Origin of the sequence: Kosakonia oryzendophytica, assembly GCF_900094925.1 — a bacterium.
GTDB lineage: Bacteria > Pseudomonadota > Gammaproteobacteria > Enterobacterales > Enterobacteriaceae > Kosakonia > Kosakonia oryzendophytica.
Map to the genome: position 1 here is coordinate 45,623 of NZ_FMAY01000004.1, position 26,460 is coordinate 72,082.

Below are 26,460 nucleotides of genomic sequence, written 5' to 3' on the forward strand. Positions count from 1 at the left end.
TGGCAAAACAAAACGCCCTTCATCATGAAGGGCGTTTTTTTATCTTATTTCCAGGCGGGTGCCACGGAATAACGACCCGCGCCAACAAAGGCAATGACCAGCGCTGCCACAAAGAAGTAAACAATACTCTCAATCGCCCACGCGCCGGTTGAATCCAGCGTCCCGGTTTTACCGATGCCGACCAACAACCAGGCCACCACCATAGTGAACGCCAGCACCAACGCTGATGGACGGGTGAGCACGCCGAGAATAATCAAAATCGGACACAGCACTTCACCAATTAGCACGCCATAAGCGACAAATCCAGGCAGTCCCTTCGACACCAGCATACCGGCGATACCATCAATACCGCCGATTAACTTGTGCAGACCGTGGAATAACATCAAGCCGCCTACCAGCAAGCGCAGTAATAACTTGCCAAAGTCCTCATGCGAAAACATATTATTAACTGAATTTAACAATGATTTAACCATTTGAAATGATTCCTGTTTTCATCGACCTTTGTCAGAGTATTCCGAAGTGTAACAAAAATAAACCCCTGTTTTATAAAAGCGCAGACGAATCCCACTCTCTCTTCTGTTCATTGTCTAAGCTTGTAGACAAGATCACAAAAAGGAGCGGAATGATGAAACAAACAGTGGCCGCTTACATCGCCAAAACGCTTGAACAGGCAGGTGTAAAACGCATTTGGGGCGTGACCGGGGATTCCCTCAACGGGCTAAGTGACAGCCTGAACCGGATGGGCACCATCGAATGGATGCCAACCCGCCATGAAGAAGTTGCCGCCTTTGCCGCCGGAGCAGAAGCGCAACTCACGGGCAAGCTGGCGGTGTGCGCAGGATCTTGCGGGCCAGGAAACCTGCATCTGATTAACGGCCTGTTCGACTGCCACCGCAACCATGTACCCGTGCTGGCGATTGCTGCCCATATTCCTTCCAGCGAAATCGGCAGCGGTTATTTCCAGGAAACCCATCCGCAGGAGCTGTTTCGCGAGTGTAGCCACTATTGCGAACTGGTTTCCACCCCGGAACAGATTCCGCAAGTACTGGCGATTGCACTGCGTAAAGCGGTGCTGAACAAAGGCGTGTCGGTGATTGTACTGCCCGGGGATGTGGCCCTGAAACCCGCCCCGGAAACGGCGAGCAGCCACTGGTATAGCGCACCGCAGCCGATCGTGACGCCAACGATTGAGGAACTGCAAAAACTGGCGCAACTGTTGCGCTACTCCAGCAACATTGCGTTGATGTGCGGTAGCGGCTGCGCCGGTGCGCACAAAGAGTTACTGGCTTTCGCCGGTAAGCTGAATGCGCCTATTGTGCATGCCATGCGCGGCAAAGAGCATGTGGAATATGACAACCCCTACGACGTTGGCATGACCGGTTTAATCGGTTTTTCGTCTGGCTTCCACACCATGATGAATGCCGATACCCTGGTGCTTCTCGGTACGCAATTCCCCTACCGCGCCTTCTACCCGACCGATGCGAAAATCATCCAGATCGACATCAATCCCGCCAGTATCGGGGCACACAGTAAAGTGGATATGGCACTGGTGGGTGATATCAAAGCCACCCTGGCCGCGCTGCTACCGCTGCTGGAGGCGAAAACCGATCGCCGCTTCCTGGATAAAGCGCTGGAAGATTACCGCGACGCTCGTAAGGGGCTGGATGAGCTGGCAAAACCGAGCGATAAAGCCATTCACCCGCAGTACCTGGCGCAGCAAATTAGCCATTTCGCCGCCGAGGACGCCATTTTTACCTGCGATGTCGGCACGCCCACCGTGTGGGCAGCCCGCTATCTGAAAATGAACGGCAAACGGCGGCTGATTGGCTCATTCAACCACGGCTCAATGGCGAATGCGATGCCACAAGCGCTGGGTGCCAAAGCCACGCTGCCGGACCGGCAAGTGGTTGCGCTGTGCGGCGATGGCGGATTCAGCATGCTGATGGGAGATTTCCTCTCTGTGGTGCAAATGAAACTGCCGCTGAAAATTATCGTCTTTAACAACAGTGTCCTTGGTTTTGTGGCGATGGAGATGAAAGCGGGCGGTTACCTGACCGATGGCACTGACCTGCATGACACCAACTTTGCCCGTATAGCCGAGGCTTGCGGAATCACCGGTATTCGTGTGGAAAAATCTGCAGACGTGAACGACGCGCTGCAACGCGCATTCGCTATTGATGGTCCGGTATTGGTGGATGTCACGGTCGCAAAAGAGGAGCTGGCTATCCCGCCGCAAATTAAGCTGGAGCAGGCGAAAGGCTTTAGCCTGTATATGATGCGCGCTATTATTAGCGGGCGCGGTGATGAGGTTATCGAGCTGGCGAAAACCAACTGGCTCAGGTAAAACAGGAGCATAACCCATCGCAAGACAAGGAAATGCCGTGATTGATTTACGCAGTGATACCGTAACCCGCCCGGGGCGCGCCATGCTGGAGCAGATGATGGCCGCCCCGGTCGGGGACGACGTTTACGGGGACGACCCGACGGTGAACGAACTGCAACGCTATGCCGCCAGTCTCAGCGGCAAAGAAGCCGCGCTGTTCCTGCCAACCGGCACGCAAGCCAACCTGGTCGCCCTGCTCAGCCACTGCGAACGCGGCGAAGAGTATATCGTCGGTCAGGGCGCGCATAATTATCTCTACGAAGCGGGCGGCGCAGCCGTGCTGGGCAGTATTCAGCCGCAGCCGATTGACGCCGCGGCTGACGGCACACTGCCGCTGGACAAAGTCGCCGCCAAAATCAAAGCGGATGACATTCATTTCGCCCGCAGCAAATTACTCAGTCTGGAAAACACCCACAACGGGAAAGTACTGCCGCGCGACTACCTGAAACAGGCGTGGGAATTTACCCGCGAGCGCAGGCTGGCACTGCATGTTGACGGCGCGCGCATCTTTAATGCACTGGTGGAGTATGGCTGCGAACTCAACGAGATCGCGCAATATTGCGACTCGTTCACCATTTGCCTGTCAAAAGGCCTCGGCGCGCCGGTTGGCTCGCTGCTGATCGGCGACCGGGCCTATATTGCCCGCGCCAACCGCTGGCGCAAAATGACCGGCGGCGGCATGCGTCAGGCCGGTATTCTGGCGGCGGCGGGTCTGTATGCGTTGCAGAACAATGTCGCACGTCTGAAAGAGGATCATGACAATGCCGCCTGGCTTGCAGCCCAACTGCGCGATATTGGCGCCGATGTGATACGCCACGATACCAATATGCTGTTTGTCCGCGTCGGTGAGGCGCAAGCCACCGCGCTGGGGGCGTTCATGCGCGATCGCGATGTCCTGATTAACGCCTCTGCGGTGGTGCGTCTGGTCACCCATCTTGATGTTAATCGTCAACAACTGACGGACGTTGTTCATCACTGGCAGGCTTTTTTACAACGCTAAGGAGCAGGATGTGGCGCAGCGGATCCTGGTGCTCGGGGCCAGTGGCTATATTGGACAACGGCTGGTCACCGCACTCAGCCAGCAAGGCCATCAGGTGAAAGCCGCTGCGCGGCGGTTACCCCGACTGCAAAAGCAGGGGCTGCCGGGGGTGAGTTTCCACACCGTCGATTTGTACTGGCCGCAGGATCTCCCCGCCCTCTTGCAGAATGTTGATACGCTCTACTACCTGGTGCACAGCATGGGCGAGCGCGGTGATTTCGTGGCCCATGAGCGGCAAATTGCGCTCAATGTGCGTGACGCCTTGCGGGAAACGCCGGTTAAGCAAGTGATCTTCCTCAGCTCACTGCAAGCCAGAGAAACAACCGATTCCGACCACCTGCTGGCGCGACAATGTACCGGCGATCTGCTACGCACGGCGGGCGTACCGGTGACGGAACTACGCGCCGGGATTATCGTTGGCGCGGGTTCTGCGGCGTTTGAAGTGATGCGCGATATGGTCTTTAACCTGCCGGTACTGACGCCGCCGCGCTGGGTTCGCTCACGCACCACGCCGATCGCGCTGGAAAATTTAATGCACTATCTGCTGGCGTTGCTGGAGCATCCTGCTGACGAGCACCGCGTGTTTGAAGCCGCCGGGCCCGAGGTACTCAGTTACCAGCAGCAGTTCGCTCACTTTATGGCCGTCAGCGGCGTGCACCGCCCGCTGATCCCGGTGCCGTTGCCGACGAGGTTCATTTCAGTCTGGTTCTTACATCTGATCACCTCTGTACCACCGACGATTGCCAGCGCGCTGATTCAGGGCTTAAAGCACGACTTGTTGGCGGACGATAGCGCATTACGTCGCCTGATCCCACAAACGCTCATCCCGTTTGACGACGCCGTACGGCACACGTTGCAGGAAGAAGAAAAACTGGTGAACTCCAGCGACTGGGGCTACGACCCGCAGGCATTTTCCCGCTGGCGTCCGCAATATGGTTATTACCCAAAGCAGGCGGGTTTTACGGTGAAAACCTCCGCCAGCCTGGGCGCTCTCTGGGAAGTGGTCAACCGTATTGGCGGTAAAGAGCGCTACTTCTTTGGCAATCTGCTGTGGCAAACCCGCGCCGCGCTGGATCATCTGATCGGTCATAAACTGCCGCGAGGTCGCCCTGAACGGGCAATGTTGCAAACAGGCGATGCAGTGGATAGCTGGAAGGTGATCATCGTGGAGCCGGAAGAACAGCTTACCTTGCTGTTTGGTATGAAAGCGCCGGGCCTTGGGCGGCTCAGTTTTACGCTGACCGATAATGGCGATCACCGTCTGCTGGATGTGCGCGCCTGGTGGCATCCGCACGGCATGCCGGGCTTGTGTTACTGGTTGTTAATGTTCCCGGCGCACTTGTTCATTTTTCGTGGCATGGCGCAAAAAATTGCCCGGCTGGCAGAACAAAATAGAGAAAAAGTCTGACCTTGACCGTTTTTCTTTCATCAATCCCATTGCATAGCGGCGTAATTCACGGAAGAATGCGCGCGGTGAAAGCTATTCAAAACAGTGGATTGATATGAAGGTTCTGGTCACGGGCGCAACCAGCGGTTTAGGCCGAAACGCGGTCGAATATCTGCGGCAAAAAGGCATCGCTGTCCGGGCGACAGGCCGCAATGAAGCCATGGGCAAATTGCTCAGTAAAATGGGCGCAGAATTTGTGCATGCGGATTTGACCGAGCTGGTCTCCTCGCAAGCCAAAGTAATGCTGGCGGATATTGACACGCTGTGGCACTGCTCCAGCTTCACTTCGCCGTGGGGCACCCAGGAAGCCTTCGATTTAGCCAACGTACGCGCAACCCGACGTCTGGGTGAGTGGGCGGTGGCCTGGGGCGTGCGCAACTTTGTGCATATCTCCTCTCCTTCACTCTATTTTGATTACCATCATCACCGGGATATCGATGAAACATTCCGCCCGGCTCGCTTTGCGAACGAATTCGCACGCAGTAAAGCCGCCGGAGAGCAGGTTATCGATTTGCTGGCGCAGGCCAACCCCAACACACGTTTTACCATTCTGCGCCCGCAGAGCCTGTTTGGGCCGCACGATAAAGTATTTATCCCGCGTCTGGCGCAGATGATGCACCACTATCGCAGCGTGTTACTGCCGCGCGGCGGCGATGCGCTGGTGGACATGACCTATTACGAAAACGCCGTACATGCGATGTGGCTGGCCAGCCAGCCAGGTTGCGATACGCTGCCATCGGGCCGCGCCTACAACATCACCAATGGCGAGCCACGCTCGTTGCGCAGCATCGTGCAGAAACTGATCGATGAGCTGAATATTCACTGTCGTATCCGCTCAGTGCCCTACGCCATGCTCGACATGGTGGCGCGCAGTATGGAGCGTTTTGGCGATAAACGCGCAAAAGAGCCGGCGTTTACCCACTATGGCGTGTCGAAACTGAATTTTGATTTCACACTGGATATCTCCCGCGCGCAGCAGGAGCTGGGGTATACGCCGATTGTGACGCTGGATGAAGGCATCGAACGCACGGCGTACTGGTTAAAAGATCACGGGAAACTGCACCACTGATATCCTCAGAACGGTGCAGATTTAACCTCTGAAACACGTTTCCCGGTTTTATCGATATAAAACCACTCGCCCCCAACCAGCGCGACATGTTCACCATCACGCTGCGTTTTGCAGCCGTTACATACCAGCGCTTTCCCTTCTTTGAACTGCCCGGCGTAATCGAACTGCGGCGCGATGCGATTGCGGAATGCATAGTCCCAGAAACCTATTTTTCCGTTTTGCCGTGAGCGCACCAGGCCTTCCACATACCAGTCCGGACCATTATCAAAATGGATAACCGACAAGTAACTGTCCGGCGCATGCACATAGTAATCACCGTCCTGCAAGCCGGCATCACGGGCATATTCATACACCCCCACCCACAAGGTACCCTCTACGTCCCGGCTTTTGGTAAATAATTCAGGCAGGAAGAATAACTTGCCCTCCTTCACTTCCATGCATTTTTTTAACTGCTCTACATTGTCTGTTTTTTTATCCCAGTATGAGCAGCCATACACGGGCTTTAACGCGGCGTGGGCAGCAGAAGCCACCATCAGCAGCACACCTGCAATGATGCGAAACACCATGTCCAAAGACCTCGTCATAAAAATTCTGCGACGGTTAACCCGCCTGACCATATTTTTCCAGTAACGCCTCGGCGATTGCCAGGCTACCGGCATCGGCAACCCCGTTCCACAATTCGGGGCGGAAATGCATCTGAAACGCCATGATCACTCTTTTTTGTTGTGCGGGCGTCATCTGTGGTTTGACGTCATACCCATAGCGCGCCAGTAAATCAAGCAATGACGCAGTATCTACAGCTTCATACGGTGAACGGCCATTGAGATAAAATGCCACCCTGCTGGCATCCGGCCAGGCGCCAATCCCCTTAGCGGCAAGAGCCCGCCACGGAAACAGCGGGCCGGGGTCATCTTTGCGCTGTGGAGCGATATCCGCATGCGCCACGACATTTTGCGGTGCAATGTCGTACCGTTTGATAATATCTTTTACCAGCGGAATCAACGCATTAATTTGCGCTGGCGCAAAAGGTGTAAATTGTTTTCCCTGCGCTGTGTTTTGCCAGCCCCGGTTTTCCAGCTCAATGCCGATCGAGGTATCATTAATGCGCGTTGCGCCGCGCCAGAAGCTGACACCCGCGTGCCAGGCCAGATCCGTTTCCGGCACTAGTTGCCAGATGCGTGGTTTGCCGCCGTGCATCGGCGGGTTTGCAGGGATCAAATAGTGTGAACTCACCTGTTTATCGGTTAACGTCGCCAACGACACATCGAAATCATCCGCCGTGTAGTGGATCACCAGCACTTTTACCCGCGGGTACGCCGCCTGTGCCTGACGCCGGGTATCTAACTGATAACCGTCTTTATCAATAATGCCTTTTTCACTGACGCAACCCACAAGCAGCAGCGCCAGTAGCAATAGCCAACGTCTGTTCATTAGCGTGTCTTAACCGCCGTACCGCTGACGCTGACCATCAGCATACTGCCATCCTTACCGACGGTTTCATAATCGATATCAATACCCACGACCGCGTTCGCCCCCAGCGCTTTTGCCTGCTCACCCAGTTCGTGAAAAGCGATTTCTCGCGCTTTACGCAGCTCTTTTTCGTACGAACCGGCACGCCCGCCAACAATGTCGCGGATCCCGGCGAAGAAATCGCGAAAAATATTCGCCCCGAGAATGGCTTCGCCGGTCACCACACCGCAATACTCAACAATCGGCTGCCCTTCCAATGTCGGCGTTGTAGAAAATTGCATCGGTTTCTCCTTTTAGCGTTCAATGCGTTACCTCCCACATTATCAGATCAATACACTATTCTTGAAAGGTCGTGACATCTGAAGAGAAATAAGGAAATCATCATGCGCTACTCAGTTTTGACTCTTGTTATGCCCTGCGCGCTGCTGCTCAGCGCTTGCACCACCGTCACACCTGCATTTAAGGATATCGGCGCACGCAGCGGCCCGTGTGTGGAAGGCGGACCGGACAGCGTGGCGCAGCAATTTTACGACTATCGTATTGCCCACCCCAACAGCAACCTTGAGGCCCTGCGTCCTTATTTGAGCGATAGCCTGGCAAAAGCGTTAACCGATGCCAGCCGCGATTCACATCGCGCTACGCTGCTGAAAGCCGATCCCTTCTCCAGCAGTGCCGCGGCGCCGTCAGATGCGGATGTCGCCAGCGCTTCCACCATTCCCAATACTGATGCACGGAATATTCCCCTGCGTGTGAAACTGAGTCAGGGAAGCCAGAGCTGGCAGGATGAAGTGCTGATGATCCGTGAGGGGCAATGCTGGGCGGTAGACGACGTGCGTTATCTTGGTGCGGCAGTGCATGCACCATCCGGTACGCTGCGCCAGTCGTTGGCACACCCGTAACGGTTTCGGTAATGAATAATTAATCCCCGTAAATTGTCTGGCATTCCGCGGTGAATGCCGACATTTATGCCTGGTTCCCTCCCGCTCCGGTATTTTGTGCTAACTTTATGTAAGAACCTGGTTTATTTTTAAGTTTTAACGCACAAATATTGCATAACTATTCTGTCAACGTTACTATTTGCGGCCTCAATTGCTATCAGACTGCTTCGATGAGTATTAAATTAAACAGCATCAATTGCTTTTATGGCGCACACCAGGCGCTGTTCGATATCACACTGGATTGCCCACAGGGCGAAACCCTTGTGCTGCTCGGCCCAAGCGGTGCGGGTAAAAGTTCGCTGTTGCGCGTACTCAACCTGCTGGAAATGCCGCGTTCCGGTCAGTTAAGCATTGCCGGCAATCATTTCGATTTTGCTACTACCCCGTCTGATAAAGCGATTCGCGAGTTGCGCCAGAACGTGGGCATGGTGTTCCAGCAATACAATCTTTGGCCGCACCTGAGCGTGCTGCAAAACCTGATTGAAGCGCCATGCCGCGTGCTCGGTTTGAGTAAAGATCAGGCGCTGGCCCGCGCAGAGAAACTCCTTGAGCGTTTACGTCTTAAACCCTATAGCGATCGCTATCCGCTGCATTTGTCCGGCGGTCAGCAACAGCGCGTCGCTATTGCCCGTGCGCTGATGATGGAGCCGCAGGTGCTGCTGTTTGATGAACCGACTGCCGCACTGGATCCGGAGATCACCGCACAGATCGTCAGCATCATTCATGAACTGGCGGAAACCGGCATTACGCAGGTGATTGTGACCCATGAAGTCGAAGTGGCGCGCAAAACAGCCAGCCGCGTGGTGTATATGGAAAACGGTCACATTGTTGAGCAAGGGGATGCGGGCTGCTTTGCCGCGCCGCAGACCGACGCGTTTAAATACTACCTATCTCACTGAAGACTCGGGAATAATGACAATGAAAAAAGTACTGATTGCCGCGCTACTTGCAAGTGTCAGCCTTAGCGCTACTGCAGCCCAGACTATCCGTTTCGCCACTGAAGCGAGCTACCCTCCGTTTGAATCCACCGATGCCAACAACAAAATCGTCGGCTTTGATGTGGATCTGGCCAATGCGCTCTGTAAAGAGATCGACGCCACCTGTACCTTTACTAATCAGGCATTTGACAGCCTGATCCCCAGCCTGAAATTCCGCCGCTTCGATGCGGTAATGGCGGGCATGGATATCACGCCAGAGCGTGAAAAACAGGTGCTGTTCACCACGCCTTACTATGACAACTCCGCGTTGTTTGTCGGTCAGCAGGGTAAATTCACCAGCATCGACCAGCTGAAAGGCAAACGTGTTGGTGTGCAAAACGGCACCACGCACCAGAAATTCATCAACGACAAACACCCGGAAATCACCACCGTTCCGTACGACAGCTACCAGAACGCGCGTCTGGATCTGCAAAATGGCCGCATCGACGCGGTATTCGGCGACACCGCGGTGGTGACCGAATGGCTGAAAGCCGATGCTAAACTGGCGGCTGTCGGCGATAAAGTCACTGATAAAGAGTACTTCGGCACCGGTCTGGGTATCGCTGTTCGTCAGGGCAACACTGAGCTGCAGCAGAAATTCAACACTGCGCTGGAAAAAGTGAAGAAAGATGGGACATACCAGACCATCTATAACAAATGGTTCCAGAAGTAATACTTAATGAACGAAATGTTTCCATTAGCAAGCGCCGCCGGGATGACCGTCGGCCTTGCCGTTTGCGCACTGATCATTGGCCTGGTCCTGGCAATGATCTTTGCGGTATGGGAGTCCGTTAAGTGGCGCCCTATTGCCTGGATCGGCACTGCATGGGTCACCGTTTTGCGTGGGCTGCCGGAAATCCTGGTGGTTCTGTTTATCTATTTCGGATCGTCACAGCTGCTGTTACTGCTCTCTGATGGGTTTTCCATCAACCTGGGCGTGGTGCAGATCCCGGTGCAGTTCCAGATTGAAAACTTCGATGTCAGCCCGTTCCTGTGCGGTGTGATTGCGCTCTCTTTACTCTATGCGGCTTACGCCTCACAAACTCTGCGTGGCGCGTTGAAGGCCGTTCCGGATGGTCAACGAGAATCCGGCCAGGCGCTGGGCTTGTCGAAAGCGGCGATTTTCTTCCGCCTGGTAATGCCGCAAATGTGGCGTCATGCGCTACCGGGTTTGGGCAATCAGTGGCTGGTACTGTTAAAAGATACCGCGCTGGTGTCATTGATCAGCGTGAATGACCTGATGCTGCAAACCAAAAGCATTGCCACTCGTACTCAGGAGCCGTTTACCTGGTACATTGTGGCGGCGGCGATTTACCTGGTGATCACCCTGCTCAGCCAGTGGATCCTCAAACGCATTGACCTGCGCGCAACGCGTTTTGAACGGAGACCAAACTGATGCTGGACTTTTTACCCGAGCTGCTCAAAGGCCTGCATACCAGCCTGACGCTGACTGTTGCCTCGCTGATTGTGGCACTCATTTTGTCGCTGCTGTTTACCATTGTGCTGACGCTGAAAACGCCGGTGCTGACGCAAATCGTGCGCGCGTATATTACGCTGTTTACCGGTACGCCGCTGCTGGTGCAAATCTTCCTGATTTACTACGGGCCGGGTCAGTTCCCGACGTTGCAGGAATACCCGTTTATCTGGCATCTGCTGTCGCAGCCGTGGCTTTGTGCGCTGCTGGCACTGTCGTTGAACAGCGCAGCCTACACTACGCAACTCTTTTACGGGGCAATTCGCGCAATCCCGGATGGTCAGTGGCAGTCCTGCCATGCGCTGGGGATGAGCAAGAAAGACACGCTGGCAATTTTGCTGCCGTATGCGTTTAAACGTGCGCTTTCGTCTTACTCAAACGAAGTGGTACTGGTGTTCAAGAGCACCTCGCTGGCGTACACCATCACGCTGATGGAAGTGATGGGCCATGGGCAGTTGCTGTATGGCCGTACTTACGATGTGATGGTATTTGGTGCGGCCGGGCTGATTTATCTGGTGGTTAACGGCTTGTTGACCCTGATGATGCGCCTGATTGAACGTAAAGCGCTGGCTTTTGAACGTCGCAACTGATTGCATAAATAATAAACACAAGGCGGGTAACCTGTTTATTACCCGCCTTTTTTATTTTCACGATAAAAATATTTAAGCATTTTTATTGCATACAAATTCAATTAGTGGCATGGTTAGCTCCATGCCTCAGACACGGCAACAACAATAAGATTGACAGACAGGAGTTCCATAATGAAAAAACTGATGCTGGCCGCCCTTCTCGCGACTTTCGCCGCAGGTGCCTCTGCTGCTGACAAAATTAACTTCGGCGTTTCCGCCACCTATCCGCCGTTCGAATCTCTGGATGCGAATAACAAGATCGTCGGTTTTGACATCGACCTGGCCAATGCCCTGTGCAAACAAATGCAGGCGGATTGCACATTTACCAACCACGCTTTCGATAGCCTGATCCCGGCGCTGAAGTTTAAAAAATATGACGCCGTGATCTCCGGTATGGATATTACGCCTGAGCGTAGCAAGCAGGTCTCGTTTACCGAACCGTACTACGCCAACTCTGCGGTGGTGATTGCGAAGAAAGATGCGTTCAAATCCTTTGACGATCTGAAAGGCAAACGTATCGGCATGGAAAATGGCACCACGCACCAGAAATATCTGCAGGATAAACACCCGGAAGTGAAAACCGTCGCTTACGACAGCTATCAGAATGCAATTATCGACCTGAAAAACGGTCGTCTGGATGGCGTGTTTGGTGATACAGCAGTGGTGAATGAGTGGCTGAAAACGAACCCACAACTGGGTGTCGCCACACCGAAAGTGACCGATGCGCAATACTTTGGTACTGGCCTCGGTATCGCAGTGCGCCCGGATAACCAGGCGCTGCTGGAAAAACTGAATGCCGCACTGAAAGCGATTAAAGCCGACGGCACCTATCAGAAAATCAGCGATCAGTGGTTCCCGCAGTAATCGTTGCAACGCCCGGTGGTGCTGCGTTTACCAGGCACAGAAAAGAAAAAAGTCGCTTACGCGACTTTTTTTGTTCCTGCTTCACGCCGGGCGATAAATTCAGCGGCGGGTTCAATGCGGCTCAGCTCTTCCTGCACCCGCGTATCATTCTCTACATCCCATAAATCCACCGCAGCCTGGAGATTAATCCAGAAGTCAACAGACGTATCAAAGACTCTGGCAAGACGAAACGCCATGTCCGTCGTCAGGCGACGATTGTTGTTAACCAGTGCACTCACAGAATTACGATGTACATGCAGCATCTCAGCCAGCTCGTTAATCCTGAGATCCAGCGGCTCCAGATATTCGTACAGCAGAATGTCCCCCACTGTGGTTGGTTTTCGGCTGGCCGGTTTCATGTTAACTCCTCAACATAATGGCTTAATAAATGTGCGGATCCAGATACAGATCTTCCGCTTTTCCGTTAACCCATTTGAAAATCAAACGATATTGCTTATTCACTCTTATTGAGGAATAACCATGCAATTTGCCCGACAACTCTTCATAACGGTTGCCGGGGGGCGAGCGCAAATCGCGATGAGATGTCGCTGCATTAATGATGTCCAGTTTTCGGGACAACACGGTATGAATGTCCACCGGAATTTTACGATGCTGCGCCGTGTGGTGGAAAAATGCCTCAAGCCATGGATCCCGAAAACAGGCAATACTTATTTTCTTTGGCATTGCATTGCAGCCTCCTTGCCGCGTTTATGCCAACGATAGTAGTGCACTGTCACACAGTGCACAAGTGCATTTATTGTTTAACCAGCAGCGTCAGCACTTCGTAATGCGCGGTGTGCGGGAACATATCAAACAGTTGCACACGTTCAATGCGGTAGCCAGGCAACAGGCGGATATCTTTCGCCATGGTGCTGGCATTACAGCTGGAATAGATAATGTAAGGTGGTGCCATCCGGCTAAGATAATCACACAGCGCTACGCCAATCCCCCGTCGCGGCGGGTTAACCAGCACCAGATCCGGCACATCACCCTGCCCAGTGGCAAACTGCGTGGAATCCAGTGCCTGAAAATGCAGGTTTTGCAGCCCTAAGACTTGCGCGGACTGTGTCGCGCAGGCTATCGCCTCTGGTGCAATTTCGATCCCGGTCAGGCGCATGTCGGGCGTTGCACAGTGCAGACCAAAACCGCCGACGCCGCAGAACAGATCCCACATATGCGCCACTGGCAACGCCCGTACCCAATCCCGTGCGGTCGCATAAAGGCTACTGGCGACCGTCGGGTTGGTCTGAAAGAAACTCTGCGGGCGGATCCACAACGGTACACCATTAAAATTTTCCGCCAGTGCCTGTTGTTCAGTGAGGAAAAACTCCGTCTCCCCTTCCATGATGGCCATGTGTACCGGCTGAATATTGGCGGAGACCACCCTGAGTTGCGGTAACTGCGCCAGCAATTCAGGCAGCGCTGCACGCAGTTGCGCGAGCTTCGCTTCCGAGCGCAAGACAAAACGCAGCATCATACCGCCATCCAGCTGGCTTTCGGTGATCAGCAAATACTTCAACTCGCCGCGTTTGCGCGCCACATTGTACGGCGTTAACCCTGCACGGGCGATAAAGGGTTTCAGCGCAGCGAAAACCGATAAAAACGAGGCAGGATAGAGCGGGCAAGCGGTCAGATCTTCCGGCGTGCCGTCACGGTGCAACATACCGAGCAACGGTTTTTCTACACTCCCGCTTACCACCATTTTAGCTTTATTGCGAAACCCCTGCTCCGGGCCGCTGACTGGCGAGTCCCAACTCGCCACGGGCAACCCCTCCAGTAAATGCCGGAGATCGTCCATTTTGGCGGTGAGTTGCGTTGCCAGCGGTTGTTCGATCCACTGACAGGATCGACAACGCCCGGCGTCGTAGAGAGCGCACTGCATAGTAAAGCCTTTCTTTTTGCGGGGCCGGGATTGTACCACCGTTATTGCAGGCGGAAAAAGCGTCGGCTTGGCGTGGGGACAAACAGCAGAAACAACACCAGAAAATCAGGCAGTTTTTGCATCATCAGCGAGCGGAAAATCTCCCGGCGCGACTCCCCGGCAATGCTGAAAAGTTCGGGATAACCGTAACCCAGCGAGGCCGCCCATAAATAGCCGGTCGCGATGATTTGCGTGCCGAGATAGAGCCAGCGCGCCCAGTTGCGCCCTTTCACCACGGAAAAGGCGCAGAGGATTTCGATAAACACCAGCACCAGACTGCCAAGAAAAATCAGTGTCAGGCTCCAGGTCTGCGCACTGCGCTGCACAAAATCCAGCATCCCACGCACCCCAAGCACATTTATCACCATTAGCACATCAACGCAGCGAATGAGAATAATGGCGATCGCCGCCACCTGCACCAACGCAGGCACATTCAATTTCGCATGATGTGTGCTCTTCTTGAAAAATCCCAATTCGCTGTTTTCCCTGTGAAAAAATGCCGCGACAGGCGCGGCATCAGCAACACAATTTCCCGATTCTAATGAGTTCAGCTTTGTCTTGCACGCTGGATGTCACGGATACGCTGTTTTTCCGCCCGGGCCATTAAATACCAGGCGATAAAACCAACAATGCCTACCACACCGAGGATCAGCGTCGCCAGCGCGTTGATTTCAGGATTTACGCCCATACGCACGCTGGAGAACACCAGCATTGGCAGCGTGGTTGCCCCCGGCCCGGAAACAAAGCTGGCAATCACCAGATCATCCAGCGACAGGGTAAACGCCAGCAGCCAACCGGAGACAATCGCTGGCATGATCATCGGCAGCGTGATGACGAAGAAGACTTTCAGTGGCGTGGCGCCTAAATCCATAGCCGCTTCTTCAATGGAGCGATCCAGTTCACGCAGACGCGAGGAGATCACCACCGCCACATAGGCAGTACAGAAGGTGACATGCGCCAGCCAGATGGTCAGCATACCGCGGTCCGCAGGCCAGCCAATGGCATGGCCCAGCGCAACAAACAGCAGCAGCAACGACAAACCAGTGATCACATCCGGCATCACCAACGGCGCGGTGATCATAAACGCAAAGCCGTTTGAACCCCGGAAGCGCCCAAAACGCACCATCACCACAGCGGCAATGGTACCAAGGATAGCGGCCATCGTCGCCGCACAGGCCGCAATAGTCAGGCTTAGCCCCACCGCGCTCATCATGGCATCATCATGGAACAGCTCACCATACCAGCGGGTTGACCAGCCCGCCCATACCGTCACCAGCTTCGAGCTGTTAAATGAATAGATGACCAGCATCAGCATCGGCGCATAGAGAAACGTAAACCCAAGCACGAGGATCAGAATGCGCCAGGGAGAGCGCACTACCGGTAAGTTGTTCATGCGTTGTCCCCCGCCTGTTTCTGCTGATGTTTGTGGAACCACATGATCGGCACAATCAACAGCAGCAGCATGATCACCGCCACCGCCGAGGCTACCGGCCAGTCACGGTTATTAAAGAACTCCTGCCACAATACGCGGCCAATCATGATGCTGTCAGGCCCGCCGAGCAATTCCGGGATCACGAACTCACCTACCGCCGGAATAAACACCAGCATCGACCCGGCGATAATCCCGCCTTTGGTGAGCGGCACGATCACGCTGAAGAAGGTTTTCAGCGGACGCGCGCCCAAATCCAGCGAAGCTTCCACCAGTGAGTAGTCGATACGCGTCAGCGCGGTATAAATCGGCAGCACCATAAACGGCAGGTAGGCATAGACAATCCCGATATAGACCGCGAGGTTGGTATGCAGAATAGTCAGTGGCTGATCGATAACCCCGAGCCACATCAGGAAGTTATTCAGCACGCCATTACTTTTCAGGATCCCCATCCATGCATAAACACGGATCAGGAACGAGGTCCACGACGGCAGGATCACCAGCAGCAGCAATATGTTACGCGTGGAGGGTTTACTGTGCGCCACCGCCCAGGCCAACGGATAGCCGAGTAGCAGACAGCAAATCGTTGAGATCGCGGCAACCTGAAGCGACTGAAGATATGCTTCAACGTAAAGCGGATCATCTGTCAATTGCAGGAAGTTACCCAGATTCAGCGTAAGGGTTAACTGCCCGTCCGCCCATTCAATCAGATCGGTGTAGGGCGGGATCTGCCTTGCCATCTCAGCAAGACTGATTTTGAAGACAATCAAAAACGGCAGCAGAAACAGCAGAATCAACCAGATATAAGGCAGCGCAATGACCAGTTTGCGCCCGTGGCGCATCTGCATGCGCGCCAGCCACAGTGTAAAACCGCCCGGTTTTTCGACGCGGGTCGGCGGCTCCAGTGTACTCATCATCGCTCCTTAAACCGTCAGAACCACACAACTATCGGCGTCCCAGCAGAGACGAACTTCATCTCCCCAGGTTGGCGCGCCTTTACGGTAGCGATGCGCGTTCTGCAACTGGGCGCTGATCATCTGCCCGCTTTGCAAACGCACGTGATAAATCGACAGATCGCCGAGATAGGCAATGTGCACCACTTCGCCCACCGCAAAGTTGTAGCCATCGGCTGGCGGATCTTCGCAGAGCATGATTTTTTCCGGACGTAGCGCCACATACACCGGCACGTTATCCACCACCGAGGCGTCCGGATCGACTTTCAGCGGATGCATTAGCCCCGGCGAGTCAATCACCAGTCCATCTTCCTGGCGATCTTTCAGCAACCCTTCGAAGACGTTCACCGAACCGATAAATTCGGCGCTATAACGGGTGGTCGGGTGCTCGTAAATCTCTTCCGGCTCGCCAATCTGCACGAACTTGCCGCGATTCATGATGGCGATACGCCCGGCCATGGTCATCGCCTCTTCCTGGTCATGGGTCACCATCACGCAGGTCACGCCGACGCGCTCAAGGATATCCACCACTTCCAGTTGCATACGGTCGCGCAGCTTTTTATCCAGCGCCCCCATCGGTTCATCCAGCAGCAGCAATTTGGGGCGCTTCGCCAGACTACGGGCCAGCGCCACACGCTGACGCTGGCCGCCGGAAAGCTGATGCGGCTTACGTTTGGCAAACTCGCTCATGTGCACCAGGCTCAGCATCTCAGCCACCCGGCTGGCGATTTCAGCCTTCGGCAGCTTGTCCTGTTTGAGGCCAAAAGCGATGTTCTGCTCCACCGTCATATGCGGGAATAACGCATAGGACTGAAACATCATATTAATGGGGCGCAGATACGGCGGCACGTGCGCCAGATCGACGCCATCGAGCATAATTTGCCCCTGAGTGGGCTGTTCAAAACCAGCGAGCATACGCAGCAACGTCGACTTGCCGCAGCCGGACGCGCCGAGCAGGGCAAAAATCTCGCCTTTATAAATGGTCAGGCTGACATCATCAACGGCGTGCTGGCCATCGAAGGATTTGGTCAGATTGCGGATTTCCAGCAGCGGCGTCAGATCCTTGCGGCTCTTCGCCTGTGGGCGGGGGATAGCGTCATTCACTCAAGTGCTCTCCGGCAAAAACATCAACCCGTTTCAACAGGTTGTCGTACAAATGACTGGACAGAGGCCAAACGCCTCTGTCCATTTGTGGGGCAGTTGCACCGCCCCGGTGCAGCATTTCACTCGTCAGGTGACTGAATTATTTGCCACTTTTCACTTTCGTCCATGCGCGGGTTCTTACGCGGTCGATTTTCGGATCCTGGACTTTCAGCGTAAACAGTTTGGCGAACACATCCGGCGGCGGGAAGATAGCCGGGTTGTTACGCACTTCCGGGCTGATCAATGGCACGGACGCTTTGTTACCGTTCGCGTAGAAGACATGATCGCTGACATGGGCGATCACATCCGGGCGCATCAGGTAGTTGAGGAACTGGTAAGCCTCATCTTTATTTTTCGCATCCGCCGGCATGGCGAAGACGTCAAAGAACGCCAGCGCGCCCTCTTTCGGAATAGTGTAAGTCACATTCACGCCGTTCTTCGCTTCTTTTGCACGATTAGCCGCCTGCCACACATCCCCTGCCCAGCCGATAGCCACACAGATGTCGCCGTTCGCCAGATCGTTGATGTACTGGGAAGAGTGGAAGTAACGAATATTCGGGCGCAGTTTCAACAACAGCTCGGTTGCCGGGCCGGTGTAATCGTCAGCTTTGCTGCTGTTCGGATCTTTGCCAAGGTAGTTCAGCACGGTGGCGAAGATCTCTTCCGGGGCATCGAGGAAAGAGACACCGCAGCTTTTCAGTTTTTCCAGGTTCTCCGGTTTCAGCACCAGATCCCAGCTATCCAGCGGCACATCTTTGCCCAGTGCAGCTTTGACTTTATCCACGTTGTAGCCGATACCGGTGGTGGCCCACAGGTATGGAATAGCGTATTTATTATCCGGATCGTGTTTAGCGACCATTTTCAGGATATCCGGATCGAGATTTTTCCAGTTCGGCAGTTTGCTCTTATCCAGCGGCTGGAACACACCCGCTGCAAGCTGACGTTCGAGGAAACTGGCAGAAGGCACGACCAGGTCGAAGCCAGTGCTGCCCGCCATCAGTTTGCCTTCCAGCACTTCGTTGGAGTCAAACACGTCGTAAACGACTTTAATGCCGGTTTCTTTTTCAAAATTCGCGACGGTGTCCGGCGCAATATAATCAGACCAGTTATAAACATGCAGCGTCTTTTGCTCGGCTGCGAGCGTGCTGGCAGAGACAGCCATCAACGCACCCGCAACAAGACCCGATACCCATTTTTTGCTCAAGGCGGTCATATCTCATTCCTTCTGGAAAGTCCGTTAACATACGAACTAAGTGTACGCATTTAAGATATGCAAGAATCATGCATATTTTGTCACTCTGCACAGCCTCGGAGGAGAATACTCTTCCGGCAGACACCGCATGCTGTTTTAAGCACCGCAAGAATAACTGTAGCCAGGGTTTGAGGCTATAGGTCAGATTAAAAAACGCCTTTTATCAATTTTTTATGCAGGATCTGTCTATGTGATAAGCCGGAACGGGAGGAATAGCGGTGAAAAATTCTTTATGAAAAGGTTAATTGCAGAATAAAAACATTTATTATGCAGCCGCTCTGGCAGCGACTGCGCTAATGTCACGGCGAGTCAGTGAAGAAAATTGTGCGACTCTTCAACAACAGTCACATCTTCTTCGCCTGGTGAGAACAGCAGCTGGTGTGCGTTAGCTTCCATGATCACCATCGAAATCTGCTCTTCGCTCTGGCGCACAAACCAGGCAAACTGTTCAAAGGTGACACCCGGTCCGACGCTCAATGACTGGCACACCACCAGCTTGGGCAGGTTATCGTCCTGAATATCCAGGAAGGCTTTTACCGTGAGGGAACTGGCATTGATGGCGGAGAGATCCGCAGAGAGCGCCAGCAAAGCAGAAGGCTTAACCTCAGCCATGGCGGTGAACAGCAGGATGTCATTAACCAGATCGACTTTCGCATCGAATACGCCGTCAAAATTTTGCATATGCGGCAGATGCAGTGCCTGGCAGTTATCACACTCAAAAAAGGTGATGCCCAGCTCGTCGAGCCAGTGACGAAGCGTGTCCAGACCAGGGACGACGAGTGAATCCATATGTGCAGTGCTCTCTTACTGTAAAAAATTGCCCATAGCTTACGCAAAAAGTGCTGAACGTACCATTGATAGCGCAGAAAAATCGCCTCAGCCGCCCGTTTTCAGGCAAAAACCGGGGGTTGCCTGCCGTTCAATCCACTGGATCATACGCCCGGCGATATCAATACCCGTCGCTTTTTCGATACCTTCAAGGCCTGGCGACGCATTCACTTCCATTACCAGCGGGCCACGGTTGGCGCGCAAAATATCGACGCCCGCCACATCCAGCCCAAGAGTTTGCGCCGCTGCCAGTGCAATCTCACGCTCACGCGGCGTGATATTTGCAACCGTCGCAACCCCGCCACGATGCAGGTTTGAGCGGAAATCGCCCTCTTTCGCCCGGCGTTCAATCGCGGCCACCACCTCATTGCCCACCACCAGGCAGCGGACATCGCAACCTTTCGCTTCCTGAATGTACTCCTGCACAAGGATGTGCGCATTAAGCCCACGAAAAGCATCGATCACGCTTTCCGCTGCCTGGCGGGTTTCCGCCAGCACCACACCAATACCCTGCGTGCCCTCCACCAGTTTCACCACCAGCGGCGCACCGCCGACCATATTGATCAAATCACTGGTATCGTCGGGCGAATGGGCGATGCCGGTAAGCGGCAGATCGATTCCCTGGCGGGCAAGTAACTGCAACGAGCGCAGCTTGTCCCTGGCGCGGGTAATGGCGACGGATTCATTCAGCGGATAGCTGCCCAGTATTTCAAACTGGCGCAGCGCAGCAGTACCGTAGAAGGTAATGGCCGAACCAATACGCGGGATCACCGCGTCGAAATGCGGCAACTGGCGACCTTTATAGTGAATCGACGACGCCGCAGGGCTGATATTCATATAACAGGACAGCGGATCGAGGATCTCGACCAGATGACCGCGATGCATCGCCGCTTCACGCAGACGTTTACATGAATAAAGCGTTCCATCCCGGGATAATATGGCAATTTTCACCCTGCACCTCGCAACAAAGACCGGTAAAAGCCCGCGTATGATACACGCAGCAACGCGCAGGATGAACGGGTATTAGCGTGTCGCCCATCCCTGTTTATGCAAATAGTCGAGAATAAATGGACGGCTTTCTTTAATAATCGTGCGGCGGATATGGTCGCTCCACGTGTCCCTGCGCGTGTTGCTGCCGCGCGTCAGATAGTAGTGGGCAATCTCTTCGTCATACTGCGCCAGCACCGCTTTATCCAGCGGCTGGTAATGGTTTTCATGCACCACAAGTTGCGCAGGCAGACGCGGCTTCTGCCCCGGATCGTCCGCAGGCCAGCCCAGGCATAAACCAAACAGCGGCAGAACGTGTTTCGGTACCTGTAACAGTTCTCCCACCGCTTCGATGCTGTTACGAATGCCGCCGATATACACCCCACCAAGCCCAAGGGACTCCGCCGCTGTAAAGGCGTTTTGCGCCATCAGCGCCGTGTCCACAACGCCCAATAACAGTTGCTCCGCGAGACCTGGGTTCGCTTCCGGGCAGATCTGAAAGTTACGGTTAAAATCCGCACAGAACACCCAAAACTCCGCCGCCTGCGCCACATGCTGTTGCCCGCCGGTTAAGGTCACCAGTTGCGCGCGCAGAGCGGGATCGGTGATCCGAATAATAGTGCTGCATTGCAAAAAACTGGAGCTGGATGTGGCCTGTGCGCTGGCGATGATCGCCTCACGCTGCGCCGCCGTAATCGGTTCATCTTTAAAGTGGCGAATGGAACGATGCGCGCACAGCAAGTCAATAGTTGGTGTCATTATGAATTCCCCGGATAAACAAGACCTCCAGTATAGGACAGCTAAGCGGGGGGTGTATTACCGCGGATTGCGCTGAAAGGTTGTAAAGATTAATGCAACAGGCAGAACCTGCTTTTCATAAGTCGCGGTTATGGTCAAGATAACCCGCAGAAACCTTAAAATTTGGGAGAGAGTATGTTTGCTGTAATTTTTGGTCGCCCCGGCTGCCCATACTGCGTACGCGCAAAAGAACTGGCAGAAAAACTGACTCAAGAGCGGGATGACTTTAACTATCGCTATGTCGACATCCACGCGGAAGGGATTACGAAAGCGGATCTGGAAAAAACCGTGGGTAAACCGGTTGAAACGGTGCCACAGATTTTCCTCGATCAACAGCACGTTGGTGGTTTTACAGATTTTGAAGCCTACGCAAAAGCCAACCTTGGCCTGTTTGCCTGAAAACAGACGCAACGCCCTCCATCGCGAGGGCGTTTTACTTTCTGCCCTGCCGGTAATGCCGCACCAGGCTGCGCATAAAGACGCAACATAACCCGCCAATCCCGCACCAGAACACCGCGCTGAACAGCCAGGCAACAACCTGCCAGAACGGGCGTGCAGGTGTCAGCAGAAGGTAAGTCAGGAGATAACAAACCGGTGCAGCCAGGATTGCGCCCAGCAGTGGCCACATGACATGGCGGCGATGCGTAACATGGCAACTCACCACACCAGGCAGCATAAAAAGCAATAACCCCAATTCAGGATGCGCAGAGGTATGCAACGCGCCCTTCATCTTTATAACCAAATAAAGGCAAACCGCAATAAAAAGGACAAAGCAGCAAATAATGCCTTTCCAACGTTGTTTGTTCTTCAAACAATCCTCCTGACGTCTTCTCTATCGCACTTCCCATTCGTTCAAAAGAACGTCCGGACTGATAAAGCATGGCGGCAATCCTTGCCCACGAAGTACCCGAGCGAATACACGATTCTCACTAGCCGTTGTTATCTAATACGATTAAACTAGCGGCCAGATTTTGTTTTGTGAGGAAGTTCTGGTGTGACACTGCTTTTTTCTTACGCCAGTGCATGAACAAAACACTAGCTTAAATAACCATTTCTTTCAACAGCTTACAAGTAAACAAGAAGTTAGCCTCCGTGAATATAAACGTCGCAGATTTGTTAAACGGGAATTACATACTGTTATTGTTTGTCGTACTGGCTCTCGGGTTATGCCTCGGTAAATTACGTTTGGGTTCAGTTCAACTCGGTAATTCCATTGGCGTTTTAGTGGTTTCGTTATTATTGGGTCAGCAACATTTCAGCATTAACACCGATGCCCTGAACCTGGGCTTTATGCTGTTTATTTTTTGCGTGGGTGTTGAAGCCGGTCCCAACTTTTTTTCCATTTTTTTTCGCGATGGCAAGAATTACCTGATGCTGGCGCTGGTATTAGTCGGTAGCGCGCTGTTGATCGCTTTAGGGCTGGGGAAATTATTCGGCTGGGATATCGGTCTGACTGCCGGGATGCTGGCCGGTTCGATGACCTCAACGCCAGTGCTGGTGGGTGCGGGCGATACGCTACGCCATTCCGGCATGGAGAGCGGGCAACTTTCCAGCGCGCTGGATAACCTCAGCCTGGGTTATGCCCTTACCTATCTGATTGGCCTGGTCAGTCTGATCTTCGGCGCGCGTTATTTGCCAAAGTTGCAACATCAGGATTTGCAGACCAGCGCCCAGCAAATCGCCCGTGAGCGCGGGCTGGACACCGACGCGCACCGCAAAGTCTACCTGCCTGTGATCCGCGCTTACCGCGTTGGTCCGGAACTGGTGGCCTGGGCTGATGGCAAGAACCTGCGTGAACTGGGGATCTATCGCCAGACCGGTTGCTATATCGAGCGGATTCGCCGTAATGGCATTCTCGCCAGCCCGGACGGCGACGCCGTTCTGCAAATGGGCGACGAGATTTCGCTGGTGGGCTATCCGGATGCGCATGCGCGCCTCGACCCGAGTTTCCGTAACGGTAAAGAGGTGTTCGATCGCGACCTGCTGGATATGCGCATCGTCACGGAAGAAGTGGTGGTAAAAAACCACAATGTGGTGGGCCGCCGTCTTGCACAGTTAAAACTGACTGACCACGGTTGCTTCCTGAACCGCGTGATCCGCAGCCAGATTGAAATGCCGATCGATGACAATATCGTGCTCAACAAGGGCGATGTATTGCAGGTCAGCGGCGATGCGCGACGCGTGAAAACTATCGCGGATCGCATCGGGTTTATCTCTATTCACAGCCAGGTAACCGACCTGCTCGCCTTCTGCGCCTTCTTTATTGTTGGCCTGATGATCGGCATGATCACCTTCCAGTTCAGCTCCTTCAGCTTTGGCGTGGGCAACGCCGCAGGTCTGCTGTTCGCCGGTATCATGCTCGGCTTCCTGCGCGCCAACCATCCCACCTTCGGTTATATCCCGCAGGGCGCACTGATGATGGTGAAGGAGTTTGGTCTGATGGTGTTTATGGCCGGGGTCGGTTTGAGCGCCGGTAGCGGGATTGGCAACGGGCTTGGCGCGGTCGGCGGTCAGATGCTGATTGCCGGTTTGATTGTCAGCCTTGTGCCGGTGTTGATCTGCTTCCTGTTTGGCGCTTACGTGCTGAAGATGAACCGCGCCCTGCTGTTCGGCGCCATGATGGGTGCTCGCACCTGCGCACCGGCAATGGAGATTATCAGCGACACCGCGCGCAGCAACATTCCGGCGCTGGGCTATGCGGGGACTTACGCTATCGCCAACGTGTTACTGACGTTAGCAGGGACACTGATCATCATTATCTGGCCGGGTCTCGGATAAGTCCGAAGCTGAGAAATATTTCGGTGATACGCAGAACTTTTTTCCTGGATGTCAGTCATAACTAGTGCCACTGCTTTTCTTTGATGTCCCCATTTTGTGGAGCCCATCAACCCCGCCATTTAGGTTCAAGGTTGATGGGTTTTTTGTTGCCTGAGAACAACCGACACCCGTTGTCATGGCGGCAAAATGGCAGTACATCAGGCATGCTCAGTTAATGTTATTCGCAAGCAGCATAAAACTGTTTTTTGTTGTCCCCAAACCATGCCGTGCACTTTTTCGCCGACGCCGGGATTTTCAATGTCGTTGTTTTATCTGTCCCCTTGTACCGACAAACAAGGTACATAGCCGTGTGCTGTGCTTTCACATTTTCCTGAGAAGGTTTTAGCGTCCAGACCATGTTGTCGTCTGTATCAGGCATCAAGTCGACCCGTTTTTCTGGCTCACCTTCAAAAACGCTGACCTTGTTCATTCGATATATTTTTCCGCCGTCCTTTAAGACCTCAGGACAGGTTGTTTTTTCAGCGTATACGACTGTAGAAAATAGCGAGATAGCAGCGACTAAACGTCGTGTCTTACTCCACAACATAATCATTTTCTCCAGCACTTTTAGATCGCATCCGTACAGCGTTTCGTTGCATCCGTTTTAACTCTCATTGCGTATGAAAATGGAGGCAAGGAATGACTCCGTTATCCAGGGCGCTAAAAAGGCTGCTGATTGCAAAAATTTCTATTCACAATCACCGTGATCGTGATTGTTAGCACTCTCAAACCACACTGTGCATTTTTTCGCGGTCACTGGGACTCTTACCGTAATGGTCTTGTCCGTTCCTTTATAATGGCAAACGAGAAACATAGAAGTATTGTGCGCTTTTGCATAATCCTGTGAGTCCTGAAGTGTCCATACCATCTCGTCATCGGTATCAGGTAACAAAGATGCGCGTTCGGACGGGGGGCCTACAAAAACATCGGCGTAATACATTCTGTAATTCTTAGCATTAATGGTTAAAACATCAGGGCAACTTACTTTTTCTGCAAACACAGACCCCGAGAAAAGCATAATAGCGCCACTTAACAGTACTGCTCTATTCCACAACATTCCCATTTTCTTCAGCGCGTTAAGCCCCATTTTTTGAACGACATTTATCGTTCCAGAATTTACGGAGAGAGCGAGGAAAGTTGCCCTCGGTAATCATCCTGCCGGGGGCATGTATTGCTAATAAGGCACTATTCGCAAGAGGCTGCATATTTCCCGTTGCTAAACCATGCTGAGCATTTTTTTGCAGTAACGGGCACTTGCAATGTGACTGTTTTATCCGTCCCTTTATAACGGCAAACCAGATAGAGAGGCATGTTCATCTCTTTTGCATAGTCCTGATAATCTTTCAGCGTCCATACCATATCGTCCAGAGTATCGGGCATCAACCTACCCTGTTTTACCGGCAACCCCTGGAAAAGATCCACTTCACTCATAGTGTATGACTTATTGTTGATTTCCAGCGATTCCGGGCATGTTGTTTTTACAGTAGATGCAGCCATCACAAAAGGTGTAAAAAGCAGCATACCAACGCTTAATATCAGTGGCTTACTCAACGACATAATAATTCGCTCCATTATTCTCAGCGCGAGTTGCGTGCCGGAAAAAAATTGTGCGTGGGCTAACAGGTGAAGGAACTGGAATACGTGCTCCCGTCTTATTGTCAAAGCCATGCCCTACCCACTGATCCAATACCTGTATACCGGTTGAGTCTTGTCCCATATATATGGCCGCGTGAGAGCGTCCATCCGAATGGTTGCCATACTGCCCATTATCATCAAACGTCGCTATCGCTGTTCCCGGAGCGATATTCATATTCCCTTTCACCAGAGCACCGCGCTTCCAGTTTGCAGTGCGAGGCATATTGGCTGCTTTTTGTGTAAACGCCACACACTGACCGCTACCAACAGATTGCCCAATATATGCTCGTGGTGTTGCTGCTATGTACGCCATTCCCTGCTGATCTCCATAAGGTTTATCGGGTGATATTGTGTGGCACACTGAAAGA

Annotated in this window: 32 protein-coding genes; 12 read left to right on the forward strand and 20 right to left on the reverse strand. The window is 53.4% G+C overall.

What is annotated here, in order from left to right; genetic code table 11:
* Positions 1-44 precede the first annotated feature (44 nt).
* Complete coding sequence (locus tag GA0061071_RS08320; protein WP_061494649.1) at positions 45-473, reverse strand: DoxX family protein; 429 nt, start codon at positions 471-473, stop codon at positions 45-47.
* Between the two features lie 152 nt (positions 474-625).
* Here GA0061071_RS08320 and poxB point away from each other — a divergent pair, with 152 nt between their 5' ends.
* The 4 genes from poxB (at position 626) to GA0061071_RS08340 (ending at position 5,938) form a co-directional block, all read left to right on the forward strand.
* Complete coding sequence (gene poxB, locus GA0061071_RS08325) at positions 626-2,344, forward strand: ubiquinone-dependent pyruvate dehydrogenase (RefSeq protein ID WP_088237181.1); 1,719 nt, start codon at positions 626-628, stop codon at positions 2,342-2,344.
* Between the two features lie 37 nt (positions 2,345-2,381).
* Entirely contained in the window at positions 2,382-3,383 is a 1,002-nt protein-coding gene (ltaE, locus tag GA0061071_RS08330) for a low-specificity L-threonine aldolase (protein ID WP_088237180.1), read from the forward strand.
* A gap of 10 nt (positions 3,384-3,393) precedes the next feature.
* Entirely contained in the window at positions 3,394-4,830 is a 1,437-nt protein-coding gene (locus GA0061071_RS08335; RefSeq protein ID WP_088237179.1) for a DUF2867 domain-containing protein, read from the forward strand.
* A 94-nt stretch (positions 4,831-4,924) separates the two neighbouring features.
* Positions 4,925-5,938, forward strand: a complete 1,014-nt coding sequence (locus tag GA0061071_RS08340; RefSeq protein ID WP_088237178.1) for an NAD-dependent epimerase/dehydratase family protein — start codon at positions 4,925-4,927, stop codon at positions 5,936-5,938.
* A 5-nt stretch (positions 5,939-5,943) separates the two neighbouring features.
* Here the strand turns inward: GA0061071_RS08340 and GA0061071_RS08345 are convergent, their stop codons facing one another.
* Genes GA0061071_RS08345 through GA0061071_RS08355 form a run of 3 tightly spaced genes read right to left on the reverse strand, consistent with a single transcriptional unit; the run spans position 5,944 to position 7,689 of the window.
* A complete protein-coding gene (locus GA0061071_RS08345; protein WP_245191408.1) occupies positions 5,944-6,522 on the reverse strand; it encodes a WG repeat-containing protein in 579 nt (192 codons plus the stop codon).
* 16 nt (positions 6,523-6,538) lie between these two features.
* Positions 6,539-7,369 (reverse strand): N-acetylmuramoyl-L-alanine amidase, encoded by an 831-nt coding sequence (locus tag GA0061071_RS08350; RefSeq protein ID WP_088237177.1) that lies wholly within the window; start codon positions 7,367-7,369, stop codon positions 6,539-6,541.
* Positions 7,369-7,689: a heavy metal-binding domain-containing protein gene (locus GA0061071_RS08355; protein WP_061494642.1), complete on the reverse strand. Its 321-nt coding sequence runs from the start codon at positions 7,687-7,689 to the stop codon at positions 7,369-7,371. The genes GA0061071_RS08350 and GA0061071_RS08355 overlap by 1 nt, the downstream gene beginning before the upstream one ends.
* A gap of 102 nt (positions 7,690-7,791) precedes the next feature.
* Here GA0061071_RS08355 and GA0061071_RS08360 point away from each other — a divergent pair, with 102 nt between their 5' ends.
* From GA0061071_RS08360 to artJ, 6 genes are all read left to right on the forward strand, one after another.
* Positions 7,792-8,307: a lipoprotein gene (locus GA0061071_RS08360; protein WP_088237176.1), complete on the forward strand. Its 516-nt coding sequence runs from the start codon at positions 7,792-7,794 to the stop codon at positions 8,305-8,307.
* A gap of 209 nt (positions 8,308-8,516) precedes the next feature.
* Positions 8,517-9,245 (forward strand): arginine ABC transporter ATP-binding protein ArtP, encoded by a 729-nt coding sequence (gene artP, locus GA0061071_RS08365; protein ID WP_061494640.1) that lies wholly within the window; start codon positions 8,517-8,519, stop codon positions 9,243-9,245.
* Positions 9,246-9,264: 19 nt separating this feature from the next.
* Complete coding sequence (artI, locus tag GA0061071_RS08370; RefSeq protein ID WP_088237175.1) at positions 9,265-9,996, forward strand: arginine ABC transporter substrate-binding protein ArtI; 732 nt, start codon at positions 9,265-9,267, stop codon at positions 9,994-9,996.
* A 6-nt stretch (positions 9,997-10,002) separates the two neighbouring features.
* Positions 10,003-10,719, forward strand: a complete 717-nt coding sequence (gene artQ / locus GA0061071_RS08375; protein WP_088237174.1) for an arginine ABC transporter permease ArtQ — start codon at positions 10,003-10,005, stop codon at positions 10,717-10,719.
* Entirely contained in the window at positions 10,719-11,387 is a 669-nt protein-coding gene (gene artM / locus GA0061071_RS08380; protein ID WP_061494637.1) for an arginine ABC transporter permease ArtM, read from the forward strand. Before artQ ends, artM begins: the two co-directional genes overlap by 1 nt.
* Positions 11,388-11,558: 171 nt before the next feature.
* The gene (gene artJ / locus GA0061071_RS08385; RefSeq protein WP_061494636.1) at positions 11,559-12,290 is read left to right on the forward strand and encodes an arginine ABC transporter substrate-binding protein ArtJ; all 732 of its coding nucleotides are present in this window, start codon (positions 11,559-11,561) and stop codon (positions 12,288-12,290) included.
* 56 nt (positions 12,291-12,346) lie between these two features.
* On the opposite strand, the gene GA0061071_RS08390 is transcribed toward artJ, so the two are convergent.
* From GA0061071_RS08390 to nfsA, 11 genes are all read right to left on the reverse strand, one after another.
* Complete coding sequence (locus GA0061071_RS08390) at positions 12,347-12,688, reverse strand: HigA family addiction module antitoxin (RefSeq protein ID WP_061494635.1); 342 nt, start codon at positions 12,686-12,688, stop codon at positions 12,347-12,349.
* 22 nt (positions 12,689-12,710) lie between these two features.
* A complete protein-coding gene (locus GA0061071_RS08395; RefSeq protein ID WP_061494634.1) occupies positions 12,711-13,013 on the reverse strand; it encodes a type II toxin-antitoxin system RelE/ParE family toxin in 303 nt (100 codons plus the stop codon).
* Positions 13,014-13,083: 70 nt separating this feature from the next.
* The gene (rlmC, locus tag GA0061071_RS08400; protein ID WP_088237173.1) at positions 13,084-14,211 is read right to left on the reverse strand and encodes a 23S rRNA (uracil(747)-C(5))-methyltransferase RlmC; all 1,128 of its coding nucleotides are present in this window, start codon (positions 14,209-14,211) and stop codon (positions 13,084-13,086) included.
* 41 nt (positions 14,212-14,252) lie between these two features.
* A complete protein-coding gene (locus GA0061071_RS08405; RefSeq protein ID WP_061494632.1) occupies positions 14,253-14,723 on the reverse strand; it encodes a YbjO family protein in 471 nt (156 codons plus the stop codon).
* 74 nt (positions 14,724-14,797) lie between these two features.
* A complete protein-coding gene (gene potI / locus GA0061071_RS08410; RefSeq protein ID WP_061494631.1) occupies positions 14,798-15,643 on the reverse strand; it encodes a putrescine ABC transporter permease PotI in 846 nt (281 codons plus the stop codon).
* The gene (potH, locus tag GA0061071_RS08415; RefSeq protein ID WP_061494630.1) at positions 15,640-16,593 is read right to left on the reverse strand and encodes a putrescine ABC transporter permease PotH; all 954 of its coding nucleotides are present in this window, start codon (positions 16,591-16,593) and stop codon (positions 15,640-15,642) included. The genes potI and potH overlap by 4 nt, the downstream gene beginning before the upstream one ends.
* 9 nt (positions 16,594-16,602) lie before the next feature.
* A complete protein-coding gene (potG, locus tag GA0061071_RS08420; protein WP_061494629.1) occupies positions 16,603-17,736 on the reverse strand; it encodes a putrescine ABC transporter ATP-binding subunit PotG in 1,134 nt (377 codons plus the stop codon).
* Between the two features lie 139 nt (positions 17,737-17,875).
* Positions 17,876-18,988 carry a spermidine/putrescine ABC transporter substrate-binding protein PotF gene (gene potF, locus GA0061071_RS08425; RefSeq protein WP_061494628.1) on the reverse strand — a complete coding sequence of 371 codons (1,113 nt, stop codon included), beginning with the start codon at positions 18,986-18,988 and terminating at the stop codon, positions 17,876-17,878.
* Positions 18,989-19,336: 348 nt separating this feature from the next.
* A complete protein-coding gene (locus GA0061071_RS08430) occupies positions 19,337-19,816 on the reverse strand; it encodes a type III secretion system chaperone family protein (RefSeq protein WP_061494627.1) in 480 nt (159 codons plus the stop codon).
* A gap of 87 nt (positions 19,817-19,903) precedes the next feature.
* Positions 19,904-20,806 carry a 30S ribosomal protein S6--L-glutamate ligase gene (rimK, locus tag GA0061071_RS08435; protein ID WP_061494626.1) on the reverse strand — a complete coding sequence of 301 codons (903 nt, stop codon included), beginning with the start codon at positions 20,804-20,806 and terminating at the stop codon, positions 19,904-19,906.
* Between the two features lie 72 nt (positions 20,807-20,878).
* A complete protein-coding gene (gene nfsA / locus GA0061071_RS08440; RefSeq protein ID WP_061494625.1) occupies positions 20,879-21,601 on the reverse strand; it encodes an oxygen-insensitive NADPH nitroreductase in 723 nt (240 codons plus the stop codon).
* 174 nt (positions 21,602-21,775) lie between these two features.
* On the opposite strand from nfsA, the gene GA0061071_RS08445 reads away from it, so the two are divergent.
* Positions 21,776-22,039 carry a GrxA family glutaredoxin gene (locus tag GA0061071_RS08445; protein WP_061494624.1) on the forward strand — a complete coding sequence of 88 codons (264 nt, stop codon included), beginning with the start codon at positions 21,776-21,778 and terminating at the stop codon, positions 22,037-22,039.
* A gap of 34 nt (positions 22,040-22,073) precedes the next feature.
* Here the strand turns inward: GA0061071_RS08445 and GA0061071_RS08450 are convergent, their stop codons facing one another.
* A complete protein-coding gene (locus tag GA0061071_RS08450; protein WP_088237172.1) occupies positions 22,074-22,451 on the reverse strand; it encodes an inner membrane protein YbjM in 378 nt (125 codons plus the stop codon).
* Between the two features lie 281 nt (positions 22,452-22,732).
* Between GA0061071_RS08450 and GA0061071_RS08455 the strand changes: the two genes are divergently transcribed.
* The gene (locus GA0061071_RS08455) at positions 22,733-24,418 is read left to right on the forward strand and encodes an aspartate:alanine antiporter (protein WP_017456129.1); all 1,686 of its coding nucleotides are present in this window, start codon (positions 22,733-22,735) and stop codon (positions 24,416-24,418) included.
* 217 nt (positions 24,419-24,635) lie between these two features.
* Here the strand turns inward: GA0061071_RS08455 and GA0061071_RS08460 are convergent, their stop codons facing one another.
* The 4 genes from GA0061071_RS08460 to GA0061071_RS08475 form a co-directional block, all read right to left on the reverse strand.
* Positions 24,636-25,004 (reverse strand): STY0301 family protein, encoded by a 369-nt coding sequence (locus GA0061071_RS08460; RefSeq protein ID WP_088237201.1) that lies wholly within the window; start codon positions 25,002-25,004, stop codon positions 24,636-24,638.
* A gap of 141 nt (positions 25,005-25,145) precedes the next feature.
* A complete protein-coding gene (locus GA0061071_RS23725) occupies positions 25,146-25,544 on the reverse strand; it encodes an STY0301 family protein (RefSeq protein ID WP_338060536.1) in 399 nt (132 codons plus the stop codon).
* A gap of 98 nt (positions 25,545-25,642) precedes the next feature.
* Positions 25,643-26,119, reverse strand: coding sequence for an STY0301 family protein (locus tag GA0061071_RS08470; protein WP_333780527.1), 477 nt, complete (start codon positions 26,117-26,119; stop codon positions 25,643-25,645).
* Positions 26,001-26,405 carry a BPSL0067 family protein gene (locus GA0061071_RS08475; RefSeq protein WP_071889962.1) on the reverse strand — a complete coding sequence of 135 codons (405 nt, stop codon included), beginning with the start codon at positions 26,403-26,405 and terminating at the stop codon, positions 26,001-26,003. The genes GA0061071_RS08470 and GA0061071_RS08475 overlap by 119 nt, the downstream gene beginning before the upstream one ends.
* Positions 26,406-26,460 lie beyond the last annotated feature (55 nt).

Coding starts and splice junctions, on each gene's coding strand:
- GA0061071_RS08320 (WP_061494649.1), bottom strand. CDS start 473: ATGGTTAAATCATTGTTAAATTCAGTTAATAATATGTTTTCGCATGAG.
- poxB (WP_088237181.1), top strand. CDS start 626: ATGAAACAAACAGTGGCCGCTTACATCGCCAAAACGCTTGAACAGGCA.
- GA0061071_RS08340 (WP_088237178.1), top strand. CDS start 4,925: ATGAAGGTTCTGGTCACGGGCGCAACCAGCGGTTTAGGCCGAAACGCG.
- GA0061071_RS08345 (WP_245191408.1), bottom strand. CDS start 6,522: ATGACGAGGTCTTTGGACATGGTGTTTCGCATCATTGCAGGTGTGCTG.
- GA0061071_RS08350 (WP_088237177.1), bottom strand. CDS start 7,369: ATGAACAGACGTTGGCTATTGCTACTGGCGCTGCTGCTTGTGGGTTGC.
- GA0061071_RS08355 (WP_061494642.1), bottom strand. CDS start 7,689: ATGCAATTTTCTACAACGCCGACATTGGAAGGGCAGCCGATTGTTGAG.
- GA0061071_RS08360 (WP_088237176.1), top strand. CDS start 7,792: ATGCGCTACTCAGTTTTGACTCTTGTTATGCCCTGCGCGCTGCTGCTC.
- artP (WP_061494640.1), top strand. CDS start 8,517: ATGAGTATTAAATTAAACAGCATCAATTGCTTTTATGGCGCACACCAG.
- artI (WP_088237175.1), top strand. CDS start 9,265: ATGAAAAAAGTACTGATTGCCGCGCTACTTGCAAGTGTCAGCCTTAGC.
- artQ (WP_088237174.1), top strand. CDS start 10,003: ATGAACGAAATGTTTCCATTAGCAAGCGCCGCCGGGATGACCGTCGGC.
- artM (WP_061494637.1), top strand. CDS start 10,719: ATGCTGGACTTTTTACCCGAGCTGCTCAAAGGCCTGCATACCAGCCTG.
- artJ (WP_061494636.1), top strand. CDS start 11,559: ATGAAAAAACTGATGCTGGCCGCCCTTCTCGCGACTTTCGCCGCAGGT.
- GA0061071_RS08390 (WP_061494635.1), bottom strand. CDS start 12,688: ATGAAACCGGCCAGCCGAAAACCAACCACAGTGGGGGACATTCTGCTG.
- GA0061071_RS08395 (WP_061494634.1), bottom strand. CDS start 13,013: ATGCCAAAGAAAATAAGTATTGCCTGTTTTCGGGATCCATGGCTTGAG.
- rlmC (WP_088237173.1), bottom strand. CDS start 14,211: ATGCAGTGCGCTCTCTACGACGCCGGGCGTTGTCGATCCTGTCAGTGG.
- potI (WP_061494631.1), bottom strand. CDS start 15,643: ATGAACAACTTACCGGTAGTGCGCTCTCCCTGGCGCATTCTGATCCTC.
- potH (WP_061494630.1), bottom strand. CDS start 16,593: ATGAGTACACTGGAGCCGCCGACCCGCGTCGAAAAACCGGGCGGTTTT.
- potF (WP_061494628.1), bottom strand. CDS start 18,988: ATGACCGCCTTGAGCAAAAAATGGGTATCGGGTCTTGTTGCGGGTGCG.
- GA0061071_RS08430 (WP_061494627.1), bottom strand. CDS start 19,816: ATGGATTCACTCGTCGTCCCTGGTCTGGACACGCTTCGTCACTGGCTC.
- nfsA (WP_061494625.1), bottom strand. CDS start 21,601: ATGACACCAACTATTGACTTGCTGTGCGCGCATCGTTCCATTCGCCAC.
- GA0061071_RS08445 (WP_061494624.1), top strand. CDS start 21,776: ATGTTTGCTGTAATTTTTGGTCGCCCCGGCTGCCCATACTGCGTACGC.
- GA0061071_RS08460 (WP_088237201.1), bottom strand. CDS start 25,004: ATGTTGTGGAGTAAGACACGACGTTTAGTCGCTGCTATCTCGCTATTT.
- GA0061071_RS23725 (WP_338060536.1), bottom strand. CDS start 25,544: ATGGGGCTTAACGCGCTGAAGAAAATGGGAATGTTGTGGAATAGAGCA.
- GA0061071_RS08475 (WP_071889962.1), bottom strand. CDS start 26,405: ATGGCGTACATAGCAGCAACACCACGAGCATATATTGGGCAATCTGTT.